We start from the raw sequence: 20175 nt of genomic DNA on the forward strand, positions 1-20175 counted from the left end.
CTCACGGGACCAGAGCTCCCACCTGCGGCCGGACCGCCGTCGCCGTCGGCGTGGGCGGCGCTGCCACTGTCGCGGCGACATGGGCGAGCACGGCATCCCGCAGGACCCCGCTGCTCTCCTTGAGGACGTCGTGCCCCAGGTCCGGCAGGATCCGCAGCTCGCACCGGGCTGCGTGGCGGGCCGGCTCGCGCGCCCCGGGCACCAGCTCGGAGTGCTCCCCGCACACGATCAGGGCCGGGCAGTCCAGCCGGGCGTAGTCGGCCGGCGTGAAGGGGCGGCTCGCGGCGACGTCGTCAATGAGCGACGTGCGGTTGAGGAGGGCGTCGGCGATCGCCGTCAGGTTGGCGGCCTTGCGCAGGCGCAGCGTGCGCAGCTCGGCGGGTACCGGGCTGTCCTCCAGGCCGAGGGCGGCGGCCGACAGTGTGTCCACCATGTTCTCCACCCAGCCTCCGCCGAGCGGGGGTTCGAGGAGGGTGAGCCCGCTGACGAGGCCGGGCCGGGCCAGCGCGGCGTGCAGGGCGAGGGTCCCGCCGTAGCTGTTGCCGACCAGGTGCACGCGGCGGTGCCCCAGGCCGAGGGCGGCGAGCAGCGCGAACAGGTCGCGTACGGCGGTGCGGCTGTCGTAGCCGGTGGCCGGGCGTTCGGTCCTGCCGTGGCCGCGCAGGTCGTAGAGGACCACCTCGTGACCGGACCTGGCCACCGGTACGGCCAGCGGACAGTAGAAGGAGGAGAGGTTGTCCACGACCAGACCGTGCAGGAACACCACGACGGGACGGTCGGGCGCGTCGGCGCCGGCGGCGGCCGGGAGCCGCTGGACGTGGAAGCGGAGGGAGTTCGCGAGGACGACGGCCATGGCGGGCTCAGCCGGCCGACGCGGACGGGCCGCCCGCCGAGACCCGGGCCAGGGACGTCCGGGTGATCCGGGCGATGTGGGAGACGAGTTCGCCGACGGACATGGCCAGGATGGCGTCCATGTCCTTCTCCGCGAGGAAGCCCATCAGGTCCACGTCGGCGCCGTAGCGATGGTGGAGCAGCTCGGCGAGGGCGACGAACTCCACGCTCTCCAGGGCGAGGTCCTCGTTGAACGTGGTCTTCATCGTGACCTCCTCCGCGAGCAGGTACTCGTCGCCGACGATCTCCACGAGCATGCCGGTGATCTCGGCGAGGATGTCAGGTGCCATGACGGGTCTCCGTGAGGTGGAAGGGGGTGGCGGGCGTCGCCGCCGCGGGGTGCGGGGTCCAGGCGACGACGTGGTCGGGCGCTGTGCCGGCACCGGTCGTGCCGGGGGGCGGCGTGCCGGGGAGCAGGGTGGTGCGGACCGGGTACGGGGTGCCGGCGGGGGACGTCACGACCAGCCCGCCGGCATCCGGATCGCCTGCCACCCGCCAGTCCCGGGGCCGGCCGCCCAGCCCGGTGCCGGCCGCCTTCGCGGCGGCCTCCTTGGCGCACCACAGCGCGGTCAGCGCGGCCCGCAGACCGGTGTCCCCGTGGTCGGCGGGCTGTCCGGCGAGCCGTTCGAGGAGCCTTTCGGCGAGCCCTTCGGCGAGACGGAGTTCGTCCGGTCCGAGGGCGATCCGGACCAGCGCGTCCGGGTCGGCGGTCACCGACTCGACGTCGATGCCGACCGGGCGGCCGGGGTGGGCGAGGGCGACCGCGATCCGGTCCTTGTGGGAGATCGACAGCCGGAAGCCGCGGGTCAGCGGCCCCTCGGCCACCGGCCGGCCGGCGGGGTCGTTGCCGACCGGCACCTCGGCCGGGAACACCGGCCCGGCCCCACCGTCCCACAGCAGCCCGCGCAGCGCGTCCTTGGCCGCGATCCGGCCCAGCAGCCAGGGCGCCCGGGCCCGCGGCGCGAGCCGCTCGTAGGCCTCCCGCTCGGCGGCGCCGAGGTAGCGGCGCATCACCAGCTCCTGCGAGGCGGGGTCGCTCCAGCGGCGCCGGGCCAGGCACCAGCCCTCGGGCCGCGGTTCGCCGATGCCGCAGACCTCGGGGGTGAACTTCATCGGCCACACCCGCTCGTCGGCGCCGAAGCGGCGGTACGTCCACCCCTCGATCCGGGCCCACACCCCGCCGCCGGGCCGGCACAGTTCGACGTCCCCGCGTACGGTGACGTCCTGCACGGCACGGATCCGGGCGGTCGCGGAGATCAGCTCCGGCGGGGCCGGAGGCGGGCCGTGGAACCGGATCCGGTCCACGGTGGCCGGGAACACCAGCCGGTCCACCGGCAGCCGCAGCTGCATCCAGTGCCCGAAGAGCTGCCCGGCCGCGTCGAGGAGCGCGCCCGGGTCGGGCAGTGCCCGCAGCACGCCGTGGATGCCGTCCGCGCCGACGGTCCGGACCTCGTGGACCCCGGCGAAACGCGGCCCGTGGAACATCCACCGGTCCCGGTAGAGGGCCGCGGCGCTCACCGGGGCCGGCCCGGCGTCGCGCAGCGGCCTGCCGTCGGGGGAGGGCGGCGCCCCGTACCCGTCGCCGAACAGCACGACCACCGAGGCGTATTCGCCGAGCGTGGCGCGCATCCGGCCGGGCCCGTCCGGGCGGACGGAGATCCGGACGTCCACGGCCGGCTCGACGGCGAGCCACCGCAGGGCCCGTACGTCCTCGTAGCCGACGACGGCGAGGCCGGCCGGGGCGTACCGCCGGGCGGCGTCGGCGGCCAGCTCCAACATGGTGGTCATGGGCACGACGGGGAACCGGTCGGAGTCCTCGGCCCAGTCGTCCGGCTGCAGGTACACGCAGTGGTCGCGCACGTAGGGCAGCGCGGCGAGGGAGAGCCGCAGCGTCTGCGACCCGCCGGCGGCCGGCGCCGGCCCGCCCCCGTGGCCGGCCCGGACCCCACGACCCGGTCCCGTTCCGGTACCGGCCTCAGGCTCCGCTCCCACGCCCGGACCCGTGCCGGCCTCCGGTTCGCCTCCCGGGCCCGGCCCCGTGCCAGTCCCCGCTCCTGGCGGCCGCGTCCGGCCCGGTCCGGCGGTCGGCTCGGGCACAGCACTCCGGTCCGGCGCGGCCCCGGGCCTCCGGCTCGGTCCTGGCGCGGTTCCCGATGCCGCCCATGCCTCGGTGACGGCGCGGGCGGCCGCGTCGGTGTCGGCGAGTACGGCGTCCAGCGCGGACAGCAGCACCGGCCGGTCCACCGGCGGCGCCGCCGGTGCCGGTGCCGGTGCCGGTGCCGGTGCCGGTGCCGGTGCGAGCATGCCGGCCAGGGAGGCCCGGGCCGCCTCCCCGAGCCGGACCAACGGCGACCCCAGGTCCAGGGGGACGGCGCGGCCCGCACCGGCGCCCGCGGGGCGGTCCGGTGCGGCGGCGCCCAGCCGGCTCTGCTCGTCGCCGGCCCGGGCCGTCTCCGGCCGGAGGTCCGCGCGGCACGCGGCCCCCTGTGGCACGGGTGCGCCGGCCTTCGTGGAGCCGGGCCCGGCCCCGACCGGGGCCGGGCCTCCTCCAGCGCCTGCTGAGCCCCGAGCCCCGGGGCCGTCGCCGGGCCCGGCCCCCGCCTTGGGCCCCGTCGAGCCTCCCGCAGGGAACACCGCGTGGCCTTCCGTCCAGAGGGCGGCCCGGGTGCGGTCGAGGGCCGCGAGACCGCCCAGCCGGGGTGAGGAGGTGGACACCGACAGGTGGGGGCGGTCGCGGAGGGTGTCCTCGACGAAGCCGTGCAGGCTCCCCGGCCCCAGGGTGACGAAGGTCCGCACGTCCTGCTCCTCGTACAGGGCGACGGTGAGTTCGCGGAAGCGGACCGGCTCCAGCAGGTGCCGCAGCACCAGGTCCCGCACGTCCTGCGGCGCCGACGGGAACGGCGCGCACGTCGTCGCCGACCACACCGGGAGGGCCGCGGGCCCGAGCGGCAGCCGGCCGAAGGCCGCACGGACCTGGCCGAGGTACGGCTCCCACATCGGGGTGTGGAAGCCCGAACGGAACGGCAGCTCCTGGCCGAGGACCCCGGCGGCGCGCAGACGGGCGACGACGGCCGCCACCTGGTCCGGATCGCCGCAGACCACCGACTGGTGCGGGCAGTTGTCATGGCTGACCACCACCCGGTCCATGCCGTGCAGCGCGGCCTGCGCCCGTGGCGCACCGCAGCCCAGCGCCGCGTACACGAGGTCCGGGACGCGCAGATCACCCGGCCGCAGCGAGTCCAGGAAGGTGTCGGCGGCCTCCTGCGGATACATGCCGGCGGCCACCATCGCCGCCCACTCGCCCAGGCTGTGGCCCGCCAGTACGTCGGCCTCGAGGCCGAGGAGCGGCAGGACCCGGGCGAAGAACCGGCCGGTCGCGATCGCGTCCAGGGCCCGTTCCACGAGCGACGCACCCCGGGTGAGCCGGGGCGGCGCCAGCGCGAACCGCTCCGCGACGTCGTCGACCACCGGCGCGAACTCCGGCTCCAGACCGGGAAACAGGAACGCCACCCGGCCGCCCAGCGGTTCCGGCGCGAACCACACGTCGCCGCGCCCCCGCCACGCACGGCCGCGCGCCACCACCTTCGCCGCCAGCGCGAGCCGCTGCGGCGTCGGCCCGGCCACCGCGACCCGGCAGGGCCCCTCGCCGCCCGACCCCGGGGAGGCCGCCGCCAGCCGCGCCGCCAGCTCCGCCGGGGTGTCCGCCCCGATCAGGAGTACGTCACCGGGCGCGGCCGGGCCCACCGGCGCGGCCGCGCCGCCCAGCGGCAGGAACCGCCGGACCGGCAGCCGGGATCGTGCGGCGGCGGGGGCCTCCTCCAGCACCACGTGCGCGTTGATCCCGCCGAAGCCGAAGGCGTTGACCCCGGCCCGGCGGGGGGCCGGACCGCGCTCCCACGGCTGCGCCGCGGTCACCGGCCGCATCCGGGTCCGGGCCAGGTCCGGGTGCGGCTCCTCCAGGTGCAGCGTCGGCGGCAGCACCCCCTCGTGCACCGCGAGCGCGGCCTTGATCAGCCCGGCCATGCCGGAGGCCTGCATCGTGTGCCCGAGCATCGACTTCACCGAACCGAAGCCGATCCCCGGCCCGTCCGGCCCGGGCGGGCCGAACACCTGCGCCAAGGTGTCCAGTTCCGCGGTGTCACCGACCGGCGTGCCCGTGCCGTGCGCCTCCAGCAGCCCCAGCGCGCCCCCCTCCCGCGGATCCAGGCCGGCTTCCCGCCAGGCCCGCTCCAGCGCCCGTACCTGGCCCGCCACCAGCGGGCTCATCAGGCTCGCCGCGCGGCCGTCCCCGGCCACGCCCGTCCCGCGGACCACCGCGTACACGCGGTCGCCGTCCCGCTCGGCGTCCGCCAGCCGCTTGAGGAGGACCACCCCGGTGCCCTCGGACAGGAGGGTCCCGTCGGCCCTGCGGTCGAAGGGCCGGATGCGTTCGCTCGGGCTGAGCGCCCGCAGCTGGGTGAAGACGCTCCACAGCGTCGCGATGTGGCAGTGGTGCACCGCCCCTGCGACCACCGCGTCGCAGCGCCCGGCCGCCAGCAGTCCCACGGCCTGGTCCACCGCCAGCAGGGAGGAGGCGCAGGCCGCGTCGAGGGTGTAGGCGGGCCCGCGCAGGTCCAGCCGGTTCGCGGTCCGGGCCGCGGTGAAGCTGGGGACCAGTCCGATCGACGCGTCGGGCCGTTCGGGACCGAGCGCGTCCTGGAACGCCGACCGCACGGCCGCGATCCGCCGCTCGCCCAGCTCCGGCGCCAGCTCACGCAGGGTCTGCGCCAACTGGTGGGCCGTACGCACCCGTTGGTCGAGACGGGCGGTGGCCACCCCCATGAACCCGCCCCGGCCCAGCACCACCCCGACGCGCGAGCGGTCGGCCGGCAGCCGGTCCTCGCCGCCGGCGTCGGCGATCGCCTCGGCCGTCGCGTGCAGGGCCAGCATCTGGTCCGGCTCGGCGCCGTCCACGGCGGCCGGCATGATTCCGAAGCGGGTCGGGTCGAAAGCGGCGAGGCCGTCGACGAAGCCGCCGCGCCGGCAGTAGAAGCGGTCACCCGCCGCAGGCCCGGTGGCCGCCTCCGGATCGAAGTAGACGGCCGGGTCCCAGCGTTCGGGCGGGACCTCGCCGATGGAATCCGTACCCGCGAGGAGATTGCGGCGGTAGGCGGCCAGATCGGCGGCTCCGGGGAACACGGCGCCCATGCCGACGATCGCGGCGTCGGTCGGGCGGGGGCCGGTGTTCTGCCGTCGCTCACTCACCGCCGCGGACCTCGGCCGCCGCCGGTGCCATCAGGACGACTTGGACGTCGTTCCCGCGGGCCAGTTCGTCGAGGAAGGCGGAAGTGCCCGCGTCCGGCGCGAGGAGCGGTACACCGCGGTGGGCGTAGGCGCGCTCCAGCTCCGGGGTGACCATGCCGCCCGACTCGGCCGACCAGGGCCCCCAGTCGACGGACAGCACCCGCCCGGGGAAGGACTCCGCCCAGGTGTGCGCGAGCCCGTCGAGGGCGTCGTTGGCCGCGGCGTAGTCGCTCTGCCCGCGGTTCCCGTACACCCCCGCGACACTCCCGAACAGAGCGAGGAAGCGTGGTGCGGGCCACGACCCGTGCTCGGCGGCCGCGGCGGCCAGGTGCCGGGCGCCGGCCACCTTCGTGGTGAACACCTCGGCGAAGTCAGCAGGCCGCTTGTCGCGCAGCAGCCCGTCGCGCAGGACCCCGGCGCCGTGCACGATGCCGTCCAGCCGCCCGTGGCGCTCCCGTACGTCGGCCACGACCGCCCGTACGGCGCGCTCGTCGGTGACGTCCGCGCAGTGGTAGCGGACGGAGGCCGCCACCGCGGCGAGGGCGGTGAGGGTGGCCCGTACCTCGCGCTCGGCGAGGATCCGCGAGGCCGCGGCCTCGATCTCCGCGGGCTTGCGCAGGCCGGAGGCGATCAGGGCGGCGCGCAGCGCGACGCGGTCCTGTGCCTGTCCGAACCCGTCCTCGGCGGTGGGAGGCCGGGGCGTACGCCCGACGACTTCGATGTGGCAGCCGGTGGCGCGGGCCAGGGCGAGCGCGGTGCGGGCGGTGATCCCGCGGGCCCCGCCCGTGAGGAGGACCACCGAGCCCGGGTCCAGGAAGGCCGGCGGGGAGCCGGGCCCTTCGGCGGCGGGCAGGGGAGCGGGCACCGGGCGGCGGGCGGCGCGGGCACCGTCGAGGGTGTAGCCGACGGAGGCAGGGCCGTCCGTGTCGGCCGTGGCGAGCTCGCGGACGAGTTGTGCGGCGACGCGCTCCGGGTCCTCCTTGGGGTGGACGTCCACCGAGCGCACCAGCGCGGCGGGGAATTCGAGGGCGGCGCTGCGGGCGAAACCGTGCAGGCCAGCTCCACCGGGGCCGCCGGAGGCCGCGACGAGCAGGAGCCGCGGGATCCCGCCGGTCAGGGCGTCGCGCAGGCTCCGGAAGACTGCGGGCAGAACCGGTTCGGTCCCCGCCCGCAGCGAGGACAGCTCCACGATCCCGTCCAGCCCGGCACCGTCCCCGGCCTCCTGCACGATCCGCGGCTCGGCGCCCAGGGCCTCCAGGGCGTCGGCGAGGGCGGACGCGAGGCCCTGGTCGTCCTCGACGATCCCGATCCGCAGACCGTCCAGGGACGCCGGGTCGCCGTCGGCAGGCGGGACGGGGCACAGGTCCACGCGCAGTCGGGTGACCGGTGGGGTGCCGGGGGGCGGGGCCGGCGCGGGTGCGGTGGGCTGCGGCTCGGCGGTCGGGGCGCCGGGGGCGTGGGCGAGGACCCAGTCCACAATTCCGCGCAGGGTTTTGATCCGGGACAGCTCCTCGACCGCGGACTCGGCGGAGCCGCCGGGGTCCTGGGGGAGGCCGATCCGGTCGGCGAGGGCTCCGATGATCTCCACGCGCTTGATGGAGTCGATGGAGAGGTCGGCCTCCAGGTCCAGCTCGGGGTCGAGCATGTCCAGGGGGTATCCGGTCCGGACGTGGACGATCTCCAGGACCGCGTCCATGACGTCCTCGGCGGAGCGGGGGGCGGGAGCGGGGGCCTCGGTGGGTCCGGGGGCTTCGGCGGGGGCGGTTGCGGCGGGGACGGGCGCGCGCGGGGGCGTCTCCACGGGCGCCGAACGGTGCCCGTGGCCGGACAGTGCGTCGGCGGTGCGTTCGGCGCCCTGCGGGGATCGCCCCGACACCCTCCCGGCCCCACCGGAACCGCCTTGGCCGTCGGGCAGCCGCGAGGAGCCCACATAGGCCAGCAGGACGTCGCGTTGTGCTTCCACAAGGGCGCGGGCGCCCCGCAAATACTCCAGTACCGCCTCTTCGCGGCCCTTCCCTTCGTCGGCCATCGCCGTCTCCTTCTCCGTGGCCGGGTGGGCCTGGACTCGTCGGGCCGGGCGGAGGCCGCCGGGGACCGGGGTGCCGTTCGACGTGCGGACCAGGTGGCCGTCGACCAGCCAGCCCGGGCGGCGTGGGGCCCGGTCGGGGAGGCGGGAGGTGCGCCCTCGGAACAGCGCGTCCGGCGCCACCGGTACGCCCGCCGCCGCCAGTTCGGCCAGCGCCGTCACCAGCCGGACCAGGCCGTGCTCGCCCGGCACGTCCAGGGGGACCACCGTGTGCGGGCGCTCGCGGAGGATCCGGCCGACGAGTCCGGTCAGGACCCGGCCGGGCCCCGCCTCCACGAAGGTCCTGACGCCGGCCGCGTACATGGCCTCCACCTGCTCCACGAACCTGACCGGCTCCGCGACCTGGCGCGCGGCAAGGCTTCGTACTCCTTCGGCCGTCGCCGGATACCGCTCGGCCGTCGTGTTGGACCAGACCGGGATGCCCGGAGCGGTCACCGCCGTCCCGTTCAGTTCGGCGGCCAGGTCGGCCGCCGCCCCGGCCACCACCTCGCTGTGGAACGCGCAGGCCACCGGGAGCGGCTCCGCCGACAGGCCTGCCTGCCGCAGCGCGGTCACCGCCGCGGCGACGGCCGACGAGGGGCCCGAGACGACGCACTGCCGGGGTGCGTTGTGGTTCGCGACCACGCATCCCGCGCGGGCGGCGAGGTCCCGGACCTCCTCCGGTGCGGCCGACACCGCCGCCATCGCCCCCGGGTCCGCGCCGGCCGCCGCCAGGATCGCCCCGGCGCGGCGTTCGCTCAGCCGCAGCAGGCTCGGCATGTCGTAGGCCCCGGCCGCCCACAGCGCGGTGAGCTCCCCGTACGAATGCCCTGCCACGCAGTCCGGCCGTACGCCGAGCCGGCCGAGCAGCAGGTGCGCCGCGGCCCCCGCCAGGCCGAGGGCCGGCTGGGCCACCCGGGTGTCCGTGACCGCGGCCCGCTGCGCCGCCCGCCCTTCGGCGGTGAACGCGGCCGGCGGGAACATCGCCGACACCACCTTCGGGGGAGCCGTGTCCAGCAGGACGCGCAGAGCGGGGAAGGCGGTGAACAGCCGGCCGAGCATGCCGGGTCGTTGGCTGCCCTGTCCGGGGAAGAGGAACGCCACCCCGCCCGGCTCCGTTCCCTCCGCCCGTACGTGGACCCCGTCGCAAGGGGTGAAGGACCGGGCCCGTTCCAGCCGGGCCGCCAGCTCGTCCAGGTCGGCGGCCACGACCGCCACCGCCACCGGGCCGGTCCCGTCCGCGGCGGTCTCGGCGGCGAGGTCCCGCAGGGTCCAGGGGCGCCCGGCCGTGTCGTTCTGCTCCAGGCGCGCCGCGAGCCGTGCCAACGCGCGGGCCGCCGACCGCCGGTCCGTGCCGCGGAAGCAGAACAGCTCGGCCGGCCACTCCTCCAGGCCGTGTTGGGGCTCGTCCGCGCCCCCGTAACCGGCCAGCACCGCGTGGTAGTTGGTACCGCCGAAGCCGAAGGCGCTCACCCCGGCGACGCGCCGCCGGGCCGGCACGGCCCAGGGGCGGGCCTCGTCGTCGAAGGAGAAGGGGCTGGTCTCCGGCCGCCAGGCAGGGTTCGGGGTGTCGATGTGGAGGGTGGGCGGCCGTACGCCCGCGTGCACGGCCCTGGCGGCCTTGATCAGGCCGGCGAGTCCGGCCGCGCATTTGGTGTGCCCGAGCTGTGATTTCACCGAACCCAGCGCGCAGGCTCCGGCCGTGGCCCCGGACGCGGTGAACAGATCGCTCAGGACGCCCAGTTCGGTGCTGTCGCCCACCACCGTGCCGGTGCCGTGCGCCTCGACGAGACCGACGTCGGCCGGGGCGATGCCCGCCCGCGCGTAGGCCCGTTCCAAGGCCCGTCGCTGGCCCTCGGGGCGGGGGGCGGTCAGGCCGAGGGACCGGCCGTCACTGGCGGCTCCCACCGCCTTGATCACGGCGTACACCCGGTCGCCGTCGCGCTCGGCGTCAGCCAGCCGCTTCAGCACGACGGCGCCGACGCCCTCGCCGAGGGCGATCCCGTCGGCGGCGGCGTCGAAGGGCCGGCAGCGGCCGCCGGGGGACAGGGCGCGGACGGAGGCGAACATCAGGTAGTCGTTGATGCCGTTGTGCACGTCGGCGCCGCCGCACAGCACCATGTCGCTGTCACCGTCGCGCAGTTGGCGGCAGGCGAGGTCGAGGGCGGCGAGGGAGGAGGCGCAGGCGGCGTCGACGGTGCAGTTCGCGCCGCCCAGGTCGAGGCGGTTGGCGACCCGGCCGGCGATGACGTTGGCGAGGATCCCGGGGAAGGAGTCCTCGGTGAGTCGCGGCAGCTGCTCGTCCAGGTCGGCGGGGAGGTCCCCGAGGTAGGCCGGGTGCAGGGCGCGCAGCCCGTAGGCGCCCGCCAGTTCGGTGCCGGCCTCCGCGCCGAAGACGACCGATGTCCGGGAGCGGTCGAAGGCGCGGTCCTTGCCGTAGCCGGCGTCGCCGAGGGCCCGTGCGGAGATCTCCAGGGCCAGCAGCTGTACCGGTTCGATGGCGGAGAGGGAGGCGGGCGGTATGCCGTGCGCGAGCGCGTCGAAGGGCACCGGGCCCAGGAAGCCGCCCCAGCGGGAGGGCGTGCGCTCCCCGGCCCGGGCCGGATCGGCGTCGTAGTAGAGCGCCGGGTCCCAGCGATCGGGCGGCACCTCGGTGACCGCGTCCGTCCCGGCGAGGACCATCGCCCAGTAGGCGGCGAGGTCCGGCGCACCCGGGTAGGCGCAGGCCATGCCCACGATGGCGACGTCGAGCGGGTCCGCGCCTTCGGGCGGGCGTCCGGCCGCCGTCAGTTCCTCGGCGCGCCGTTCCAGCCACGCCGTGGCTCCCTCGGTGACCTGGCCGTGCAGCGCGGCGACCGTGGTGGTCCGCGTGCGCAGGGTCGCCGCCTGGCCGAGCATGAACAGCCCGTCCGCCGCCTGGAGTTCCTCGGCGACGGGCTCGGGTGCGCCACCGCCGGGGGGCCGCCGCAGGCCCTTGCTCGCTATCCGCAGCCGGCCCAGGTTGAGCCGCTCCAGCTCCTCCCACATCGCGCGCGGTTCGACGCCGCTCTCCGCGAGCCGCCGCCGGGTCGCCTCGAACGTCGCGGCGTACGGGGTGGACGCGCAGCGGGTGGCGTGCCCCGGCGCGGTGTGCAGCAGCACGGTGTCCGTGCACTCCACCGCCGCCCGCTGGAAGCCGGGCAGCACCGCGCCGGCCGCCACGGCCTCCTGCGTGAACAGGTACGCGGTGCCCATCAGCACCCCGACCCGGGCGCCCCGCGCGGCGAGTGGAGCGGCGGCCGCCACGGCCATCGCGGCGGACCGCTCGTCGTGGATCCCGCCCGCGAACAGCACGTCCAGGGAGGCCGGGTCGGGGCAGGAGCGCAGCAGCAGATCGATCTGCTCCTCCCACAGGGGGAACGAGGCGCGCGGTCCGACGTGTCCGCCGCACTCCAGGCCCTCGAAGACGAACCGCCGCGCCCCTTCCGCGAGATACCGCTCCAGCAGGCCCGGTGAGGGCACGTGCAGGTGGGTGCGGGTCCCGGCCGTCTCCAGCGGGGCGGCCTGCGCCGGGGTGCCGCCGGCGATGACCGCGTACGGGGGGCGGGCCTCGGCCACCGCCGCGAGCTGCTCCCGTCGCAGCTCGGGCGGGGCGAAGCCGAGCAGGCCCACGCCCCACGGGAGGTCCCCGAGCCGCTCGGCGGTCTCGGCGAGGAGGCGGCGTACGTCCGGGCCCTCCATCACGGCCAGCGCGAGGTAGGGGACCCCGCCGGCGGTGGCGACGGACTCGGCGAAGGCCGCCTGGTCGCTCACCCGGGTCATCGGTCCCTGTGCGACGGGCAGAGGCTGCCGGAGGGGCTCGGCCCGCACGGCGGCCCTCAGATGCCCGGTGACGGCCTCCCGTACGGCCTGCAGCACGCCGCCGGTGGTCCGGTGCCGGGCGGCCAGCCGGGCCGCGGACGCCCCGTCCTGCCCGACGGGCAGGAGCTGCGTGCGCAGGTTCCGGGCGCCGAGCAGGGCGGGCGCCGGACCCTCCGGCGGGGTCAGGTCGGGTCGTGCGAACACCCGGTGTCCGTCGAGGAGCCGGGTCTGCGACCCGTCCATCGCCCGCAGTGCCGCCGCCACGTCGTACGGCAGGTCGGCCTCGCCCTCGGCGGTCAGGGCCAGTTGTACGTCGAGCAGCACCCCGGCGGCCCCGCCCGCGACGGCCGCGGCCGCCGTGTGCGGCCCGATCCCGCCGAGGGCCAGTACGGGCAGGGTGATCGCGGGGTCCCCGAGGAGCTGCTGGAGCAGTACGAAGGTGGTGCTCGCGCCGACCCGGCCGCCGGCCTCGTGCCCCTTGGCGACGAGGGAGTGCGCGCCCGCGGCCACGGCGGCGGCGGCTTCCGCCGGGCCGGTGACCTCGGCCCAGATGCGGGGCCGGCCCGCGGCGGCGGCCCAGTCGGCCACCTGACGGGCGGTGAACTGCGCGGGGTCGGCGAGCAGCACCGTGTCCACCTCCGCGGGGAGGTCCCCGGGGCCGAGGGGGCAGTGGGCGGGGATCCGCACTCCGTAGCGGCCCGCGCCCGCGCCGGGGCCGTAGGAGGCGCTGGCGAGGCGGCGGCCCGTCTCGGCGAGCGCGCGGCGGGCCGCGCTCGCCTCCCGCCCGAGATCGAGCAGCCCGAGGGCCCCGGCCCGCTCGGCGGCGGTCACGATCCCCGGGCGGGGCTCCTCGAAGGGGCAGACCGCGACGACCAGGTCGCGGACGGCGGGTGGCTGTGGGGGATGGGGGGTCACGAGCGCTCCTCTTCCAGTGCTGTGTGACATGACGCGAGGCAGGACGGAAGAACGGGAGAACGAGCGGGCCGGCGGGCGGCGGGCGGGGCGAGCGGCACGGCCGGGAGACGCGGCGGGCTTGAACGATGGTCAAACACCCGGACGCCGCGTTGCATGGTGCGGGGCTCGCTGTGCACTGTCAACAGCCATACGGAGTAAGGCGCTTCGCATTATCAGCGCCCCCACCCCGCCCGGCGTGCCCCGCGGGCGGACTGACGCCCCGCCCCCGCCGGGTCGGTGACCTGCGGCGATCGGCGCCGGGCATGGGCCGGTCTGGCCGCACGGGCCGGCGTACGGCGAAGGCGGGGGCATGCCGCACCGGTATGCCTGGCCGCCCACCGGGCATGAACGTCACGCCCGCCGCGGAGAGTTGTTCACCGGACGAGCCCTTACAGGTACGGCCCCGCGCGGTTACCGTCCGGTCATGACGCCCACCCTCGCACAGCTCCGGTACCTCGTCGCCGTCGCTGACTGCCGGTCCATCACCGGCGCCGCGGCCTCGGTCTTCGTCGCCCAGTCCGCCCTGTCCCGGGCCGTCCAGGCCATGGAACGGGACCTGGGCGTCGAACTCCTCGCCCGCCGGGGAAGGGGGGTGGACCTCACACCGGAGGGGGCCCGGGTCGTCCGGTTGGCCCGTACCGTGCTCAATGCGGTGGAGGCCATCGACGACATAGGGATCTCCCACGGCAAGGACACCGGGTCGGTGCTCACGCTCGTCAGCACGCCCACCCTCGCCCTGGACCTGGCCGCCGACCTGATCGTCGCCTTCACCGAACGCCATCCGAACGTCGACGTACGGCTCCAGCAGCACAGCAGCCGGGAGGCACTGGTCGAGGCACTGAACCAGGGGCGGTCGGAACTGGCCCTGGTCGACCTGCCCGTCGACAAGGAGCTCTCCACCCATTTCATCCAGGAACGCGAAGTGGTGTTGATCTCGCCGGCCGGCTCCCGGCTGCCCGACCCGGTGCCGTTCCGCGTGCTCGACGGACTGCCCATGGTGCTGCCCACCCCGGGGACCGGCCGGCGCACCGAGATGGAGGCCATGTTCAGCTGCCTCGGGGTGCGGCCCGTCCCCTCCCTGGAAGTCGACGAACGCCTCGCCTGGGTGACGGGTGTGACGGACGGCCGCGGTTCCCTCATCTGGTACCGGGACGTGGTGTTGAGGGCGTTCGGGAACCGGGCCGAGATCCGCTCCTTCACCCCGCCCCTGCTGCGCCCCGTGGGCATCGCCCACGCCCGGCGGCCGCTCAGCCGCGCCGCTCGCGCGTTCATCGCGCAGGCCGGGCACAAGGCCCCGGTCCGGGAGCCCGTGCGCTGACGGCGCGCGCCGTGGCACGCGCCGTGGCACGCGCTGACGGCGTGCGCAGACTGCTTGGGCCGGCGGCGCCGTGCGCCCCATGCCCGCGCGGCATTGAACGATGCTCGAACGGGAGGGGGTCGGGACTGGCACCGGGCCGTGCCTGCCCCCACATTGTGCGCATGTCCCCACTCCTGACAGCTCCACGGGCCGCCGCCCTCGCCACCGCCGCCCTCACCACCGCGGCCCTCGCCACGCTCCTGCCCGCGGCGGCCTGGACGACCAGTGCCACCGCCTCCACCGCAGCCACGGCCCCGGCCGACCCCGTGGTGGCGGCCGCCGCCTCCCTGGCGCCGGAGAAGAAGTGCACCCTGCCCGGCGGACTGGCCGAGCTCAGCGGCCTCGCCATGAGCCGCAGACACCCCGGCGTCTTCTACGCCGTCAACGACAGCGGCAACACGAACCAGGTGTTCGCCGTCGACTGCAGCACCACGACCGGCCGGCTGGCCGCCACCCTCACCGTCTCGGGCGTCGGCAACACCGACTGGGAGGGGCTGGCACTCGGCAAGGACGCCTCCGGCGCCCCGGCGATCCTCGTCGGCGACATCGGGGACAACCTCGGCGGGCGCACCGAGATCGCCGTCCACGGCTTCTCCGAGCCGGAGCGGCTCGCCGACGCCACCGTCACACCGGTGACCTACCGCTTCTCCTACGCCGACGGCAGACACGACGCCGAGTCCCTGCTCGCCGACCCGGTGTCCGGCCGGATGTACGTGGCGAGCAAACTCGTCGGAGCCGCGGGCCGGCTCTACCGGGCCCCGCTGCCGCCGCTGACCGGCCAGGTCAACACCCTCACGGCCGTCGGGTCCGCGCCCGTGTTCGCCACCGACGGCGCCTTCTCCCCGTCGGGCGCCTCCTACGTCCTGCGCAGTGGCGGGCCGCTGGGCGCCAACACGGCATCCGTCCACGACACGGCCGGGGCCAAGCTCGCGGACGTCGCCCTCCCGGCCCAGTCGCAGGGCGAGACGGTGACGTACGCCGACTGCGCCGGTCTGCTCGTCGGGTCGGAGAACGACACCCAGATCTGGCGGGTGCCGCTGCCCCCGGAGGCGATGCCGGGCTGCGGCATCACCCCGACGCCGACGCCGACGCCCACTCCCACACCGACCCCGACGCCCCCCTCCGGTGACCTGAGGCTCACCAACCCCGGGCCGCAGACGTGCAAGTTCAACCAGCCCTGCACCATCCGGCTCACCACCACCGGTGGGAAGCCCCCGGTCCGGTACGCCGCCACCGGCCTGCCCTGGGGGCTGACCCTCGACAGCACTTCGGGGCACATCACCGGCCGGCCCTGGGGCGGCGGCACGACCCGGATCACCGCCACCGTGACCGACTCCACCGGAGCCACCGCGGACGCGGCCTTCACCCTGACCCTCAACTGGTTCTGAGGGGACGGGGCGGTGGGCGGACTTGTCCAACTCGCATGCTGAGCCGCACTGTTGACCGTGTTCCGTCCACCAGGTCAGGAGATCCGGCTTGTCGTCGCACACCGCACCCGTCCCGCACATCCCGGTCGGCCCGGACGCCCCGTACGCGATCGACCCAGCCGGCGGCTGCCCCCACGCCCTCAACGCCCGGCTGCGCGCCGAGCACGGTACGGTCGCGCAGGTCGTGCTCCCCGGCGGGGTCCCCGGAGCGGTCGTACTCGGCCACGACGCGCTGAAGGAGTTCCTCGCCCACCCCGAAGTGGCCAAGGACGCCCGCCACTTCCCGGCCCTGCACGACGGCAGCATCCCCCGGGAGTGGCCCCTGCGCGCCTTCGCCAACGCCCAGGGCATGCACACCGCCGACGAGGACGACCACCGCCGGCTCCGCGCGCTCGTCGGCAAGGCGTTCACCGCCCGCCAGGTGGAACGCCTGCGCCCGCGCGTCGAGGCACTCACCGCCGAACTCCTCGCCGACCTGGACCGGGCGGCGGCCGCGTCCCCCGACGGGACCGCGGACCTGCGCGAGCACTTCGCGCTCCCGCTCCCGATGGGCGTCATCTGCGAGCTGCTCGGCGTGGACCCGGAACACCGGGGCCGCCTGCACCACCTGTCCAACACGGTGATCATCGCGACCGACACCACCCCGGCCGAGGCGATGGCCGCCGTACGGGAACTCGTCGACCTCATGGGCACCATAGCGGCGACCCGCCGGGCGAACCCAGGCGAGGACCTCACCAGCGCCCTGATCGCCGCCCGCGAGGACGACGGCGACCGGCTCAGCGAGGCCGAACTCACCGGCACCATGCGGCTGGTGCTTGTCGCGGGCCACGAGACCACCCTCAATCTCATCAGCAACGCCGTCCGCGCCCTGTGTACGCACCGCGACCAGCTCGCCCTCGTCCTGGACGGCAGGGCGACCTGGTCGGACGTCGTGGACGAGACGCTGCGCTGGGACGGTCCCGTCAGCTGGTTCCCCTTCCGCTATCCCACTCGCGACCTGACCGTCGACGGCACCGTCATCCCGCGGGGCACCCCGGTCCTCGCCGGCTACACCGCGGCCGGCCGCGACAAGGGCTTCCACGGCCCGGACGCCGACCGTTTCGACGTCAGCCGCCCCACCGCCGCCCGCAACCTCTCCTTCGGTCACGGCGCCCACTACTGCGTGGGCGCCCCGCTCGCCCGCCTGGAGGCCACCACCGCTCTGGAACGGCTGTTCACGCGTTTCCCGGACCTCGACCTCGCCACCCCCGAGGCCGAACTCCCGCACCAGCGCAGCTTCATCGGCAACAGCGTCGAGACGCTGCCGGTCCGCCTGACCCCCTGACCCCTGAGCCCTGACCCCCTGGGCCCTGGGCCGTGAGCCCTGAGCCCTGAGCCCCAGCCTCCTCAGCCCAGGCTGAGGGGGCGCTCCGGGGCCAGGTGGCCGGCGATCGCCCGGAGCACGTCCGTACTGGCGTTCTCAACGGTGCTGCCGGGGCCCTGCGTCGCCACCGTCGCGATGGCGAGCTTCCTGGAGGGCAGGTAGGCGACCGTGCCCGCGTAGCCCGCGAAGGACGGGTTCTGCAGGATCCAGGTGTTCACCACGGGCAGCCCGAGGGCGAACGAGGCGTCTCCCTTGACCTTGACGACGGGTGTGAGCTGGAGCTCGTGCGACTCGGGCGTGAGCAGTTCCCCCTCGCCGATCGCCGCGAAGGACTTCGCCATGTCCTCCAGCGTCCCGGTCATCACCGCCCCCTCCGCCACCGTCCACGACGGATCCCAGTAGGTGGAGTCCTCGAACACGCCCCGCTCGTTGTCGAAGCCGTGCAGCACCGGCGCGGGGATCTCGGCCTTGGAGGAGATGGCGGTCCGGGTCAGGCCCATCGGTTCGAGGACGTTCTCACGCATCACCTCTCCCAGAGGCCGCCGCTCCACCTTGGAGATGATGTCGCCCAGGAGCACCCAGTTGGCGTGCGAGTAGGCGAAGCCCGAACCGGGCGGCCGGGCCATGGGCCGCGAGACCGCGATCCGTACGAGCTCCTCACCGGTCCAGTGCCGGAAGGGGTTCTCGTAGAGGTCGGCGATGAAGGCCTTGTCCGTGACGTAGTCCGCGTATCCGGAGGAGGCGGACGCCAGCATCTTCAGCGTGATCTCGTCGGCGTGCGGAAGGTCCGGGCGCCAGCGGGAGAGCTTGTCGTCGAGCGCGACCTTGCCCTCGTCGACCAGCTTGAGCAGCTCGGTCGTCATATAGGGGATGGCGACCGAACCGATGCGGAACCGCATGTCAGTCGTCGCCGGGATGCCCGTCATCGTCTCCCCGGCCGCGGCGGCCGCGACCCGTTCCCCGTCGACCCACACCCCGGCCATCGCCGCGGTGAGCCTGTACTTCTTCAGCGCGTCGGAGACCTGCCGCGCGGTGAACTCCTCGGAGTCGCCCGGCAGGCACGAGCCGCCCCGGGAGATCCGGCCCGACGGGCACGGCGGGGCGGCGCTCTCGGCGAGGCCGGCGGCGGCGCCGCCCGCCAGCGAAGCGGCCAGCATGAGACCGCCCAGACAGGCGAGGGCGAAGGTCCTGGAGTGTCGCACGGCGTGCCTCCATGCGGGTCGAGGGCGAAGGTCCCCCGCCTCGCGATGGCAGGCCTCGTCCCGGCAGGCTAACCGGCGGCCCCGTCCGCCGCATGCGGGAGCCGTTGCACGGGTGACAAGCGCGGGGACTCAGCCCAGGGCCCGGACGTGCACCTCCACCCGGTGCCACCCGGTCGCCCCGTCCGGCACGGTCCCGGCACGGACCCCCGTCTGGACGGCGCCCGTCCCGTCCGTCGCGCGGACCTCCAGCGTGTGCGGCCCGGCCGTCGCCTCCCACGGCCACACCCACTGCCGCCAGGTGTCCACGCCGTCCGCGTCCCCGAGCCGCGCCTCCTGCCACGGGCCGCCGTCGACCCGTACCTCGACCTGCCGGATCCCCCGGTGCTGCGCCCACGCCACCCCCGCCACCGCCACCCGGCCGGGTCGCAGGGCGGCGTACGGGCGCGGGGTGTCGATCCTCGACTGCGTCTTGACCGGGGCCTGCTGCGCCCAGGACCTGCGCACCCAGTAGGCGTCGTACGCGGCGAAGGTGGTCAGCCGCAGCTCGGTCAGCCATTTGCAGGCCGAGACGTAGCCGTACAGGCCCGGTACGACCATCCGGACGGGGAAGCCGTGCGCGAAGGGCAGCGGCTCGCCGTTCATCCCCACGGCCAGCAGCGCCGCCCGGCCGTCCATCACCGTCTCGACGGGCGTGCCCAGCGTCATGCCGTCGACCGAGCGGGCCACGAGCTGGTCGGCCGGGCCGCCGCGGGACGGCGGCCGTACCCCGGCCTCGCGGAGCAGGTCCGCGAGGCGTACGCCGAGCCAGCGGGCGTTGCCCGCGTACGGGCCGCCGACCTCGTTCGACACGCAGCAGAGCGTGATGTCGTGTTCGACGAGGGGCCGGGCGAGCAGCTCGCGCAGGCCGAGGGTGAGGGGACGCGACACCCCCTCGCCGTGGATGCGCAGCCGCCAGGTGCCGGCGTCAACGCGGGGCACGACCAGGGCGGTGTCCACCCGGTAGAAGTCCCGGGCGGGGGTGAGGAAGGGGGCGAGTCCCGGCACCCGCAGGTTCGCGCCGGCCGGCACCGGCGGCGCGGGCACGGTGGGCGGGGGGAGGACCAGGCGGGCCCTGGAGGCGGTGGCTCCGGCCGAGCCGTGGGCACCGAGGCGCCGTCCGGCGAGACCGGCCGCGGACGACACCGCAAGGACGCCGACGACCAGCCGGCCGAAGCCGCGCCGGTCCATCGCCCGGGCGCCGCCCGGCGGCGCCCGGACCGGCCGAGGTCGCGTGGCCGCCGTGACCAGCAGCGCCAGCACACCGGCCGCGGTCAGTCCGCCCGCGAGCGAGGGCAGCGCGTCCTGCCAGGAGGCCTCCGGCCGGCTGAGCGCTGCCGCCGCTCCCAGCAGCCCGAACCCGCCCGCGACCGCGATACCGGCCGACAGGCGGCGTACGGCGAGCAGCCCGGCCCCGGCGGCGACCGCGGCGAGGACCGCGACGATGCCGAGCGTCAGCACCGCCTTGTCGGCGGTGCCGAACAGGGCGATGGCCCACTCCCGGACCGCCTGCGGCGTCAGGTCGACCGCCGCCGCGCCGACGGCGGCCACCGGGGAGGCCTCGGGCCGGGCCGCGGCCGTGACCAGCTCCGCCACGGCGAGGCCGGCGAACGCGGCGACGATCCCGCAGACGGCGCCCACCGGCCGGCGCGGCCTCCCGGAACCGCTCGGGTCTGCCCTCACACCGCCAGTGTGCCCCCGGCCCCGGGGCGGCGGGCGGCGCCACGGGGGACCGGCGCCCTTCGCGGGGTGACGGC

The 20175-nt window shown here is 76.0% G+C and carries 9 protein-coding genes; 3 read left to right on the forward strand and 6 right to left on the reverse strand.

All coding sequences use genetic code 11. From position 1 onward, the window contains the following. Position 1 precedes the first annotated feature (1 nt). From ACZ3X1_RS17950 to ACZ3X1_RS17965, 4 genes are read right to left on the reverse strand one after another with little or no spacing between them, the layout of a single operon-like run. Positions 2–853: an alpha/beta fold hydrolase gene (locus ACZ3X1_RS17950; protein ID WP_467280225.1), complete on the reverse strand. Its 852-nt coding sequence runs from the start codon at positions 851–853 to the stop codon at positions 2–4. A gap of 7 nt (positions 854–860) precedes the next feature. Continuing rightward, positions 861–1181, reverse strand: coding sequence for an acyl carrier protein (locus ACZ3X1_RS17955; protein WP_356809707.1), 321 nt, complete (start codon positions 1179–1181; stop codon positions 861–863). Then, the gene (locus tag ACZ3X1_RS17960) at positions 1171–6135 is read right to left on the reverse strand and encodes a type I polyketide synthase (protein WP_467280226.1); all 4965 of its coding nucleotides are present in this window, start codon (positions 6133–6135) and stop codon (positions 1171–1173) included. The genes ACZ3X1_RS17955 and ACZ3X1_RS17960 overlap by 11 nt, the downstream gene beginning before the upstream one ends. Beyond that, positions 6128–12994, reverse strand: a complete 6867-nt coding sequence (locus ACZ3X1_RS17965) for an SDR family NAD(P)-dependent oxidoreductase (protein WP_467280227.1) — start codon at positions 12992–12994, stop codon at positions 6128–6130. The genes ACZ3X1_RS17960 and ACZ3X1_RS17965 overlap by 8 nt, the downstream gene beginning before the upstream one ends. 463 nt (positions 12995–13457) lie before the next feature. On the opposite strand from ACZ3X1_RS17965, the gene ACZ3X1_RS17970 reads away from it, so the two are divergent. The 3 genes from ACZ3X1_RS17970 (at position 13458) to ACZ3X1_RS17980 (ending at position 17141) form a co-directional block, all read left to right on the forward strand. After that, positions 13458–14351 (forward strand): LysR family transcriptional regulator, encoded by an 894-nt coding sequence (locus tag ACZ3X1_RS17970; RefSeq protein ID WP_030820748.1) that lies wholly within the window; start codon positions 13458–13460, stop codon positions 14349–14351. A 161-nt stretch (positions 14352–14512) separates the two neighbouring features. Next, the gene (locus ACZ3X1_RS17975; RefSeq protein ID WP_467280229.1) at positions 14513–15778 is read left to right on the forward strand and encodes a putative Ig domain-containing protein; all 1266 of its coding nucleotides are present in this window, start codon (positions 14513–14515) and stop codon (positions 15776–15778) included. An 88-nt stretch (positions 15779–15866) separates the two neighbouring features. Further along, entirely contained in the window at positions 15867–17141 is a 1275-nt protein-coding gene (locus ACZ3X1_RS17980; RefSeq protein ID WP_467280230.1) for a cytochrome P450 family protein, read from the forward strand. 62 nt (positions 17142–17203) lie between these two features. On the opposite strand, the gene ACZ3X1_RS17985 is transcribed toward ACZ3X1_RS17980, so the two are convergent. Together ACZ3X1_RS17985 and ACZ3X1_RS17990 are read right to left on the reverse strand one after the other, a co-directional pair. Further along, a complete protein-coding gene (locus tag ACZ3X1_RS17985; protein ID WP_467280231.1) occupies positions 17204–18382 on the reverse strand; it encodes a serine hydrolase domain-containing protein in 1179 nt (392 codons plus the stop codon). A gap of 129 nt (positions 18383–18511) precedes the next feature. Beyond that, complete coding sequence (locus tag ACZ3X1_RS17990; protein ID WP_467280232.1) at positions 18512–20101, reverse strand: molybdopterin-dependent oxidoreductase; 1590 nt, start codon at positions 20099–20101, stop codon at positions 18512–18514. Positions 20102–20175: the final 74 nt, after the last annotated feature.

Source organism: Streptomyces sp. NPDC023541 (genome assembly GCF_055559995.1).

Bases quoted from the DNA above. Each gene is read 5' to 3' on its own strand.
- ACZ3X1_RS17970 (WP_030820748.1), top strand. From the start codon at position 13,458: ATGACGCCCACCCTCGCACAGCTCCGGTACCTCGTCGCCGTCGCTGAC.
- ACZ3X1_RS17955 (WP_356809707.1), bottom strand. From the start codon at position 1,181: ATGGCACCTGACATCCTCGCCGAGATCACCGGCATGCTCGTGGAGATC.
- ACZ3X1_RS17975 (WP_467280229.1), top strand. From the start codon at position 14,513: ATGTCCCCACTCCTGACAGCTCCACGGGCCGCCGCCCTCGCCACCGCC.
- ACZ3X1_RS17950 (WP_467280225.1), bottom strand. From the start codon at position 853: ATGGCCGTCGTCCTCGCGAACTCCCTCCGCTTCCACGTCCAGCGGCTC.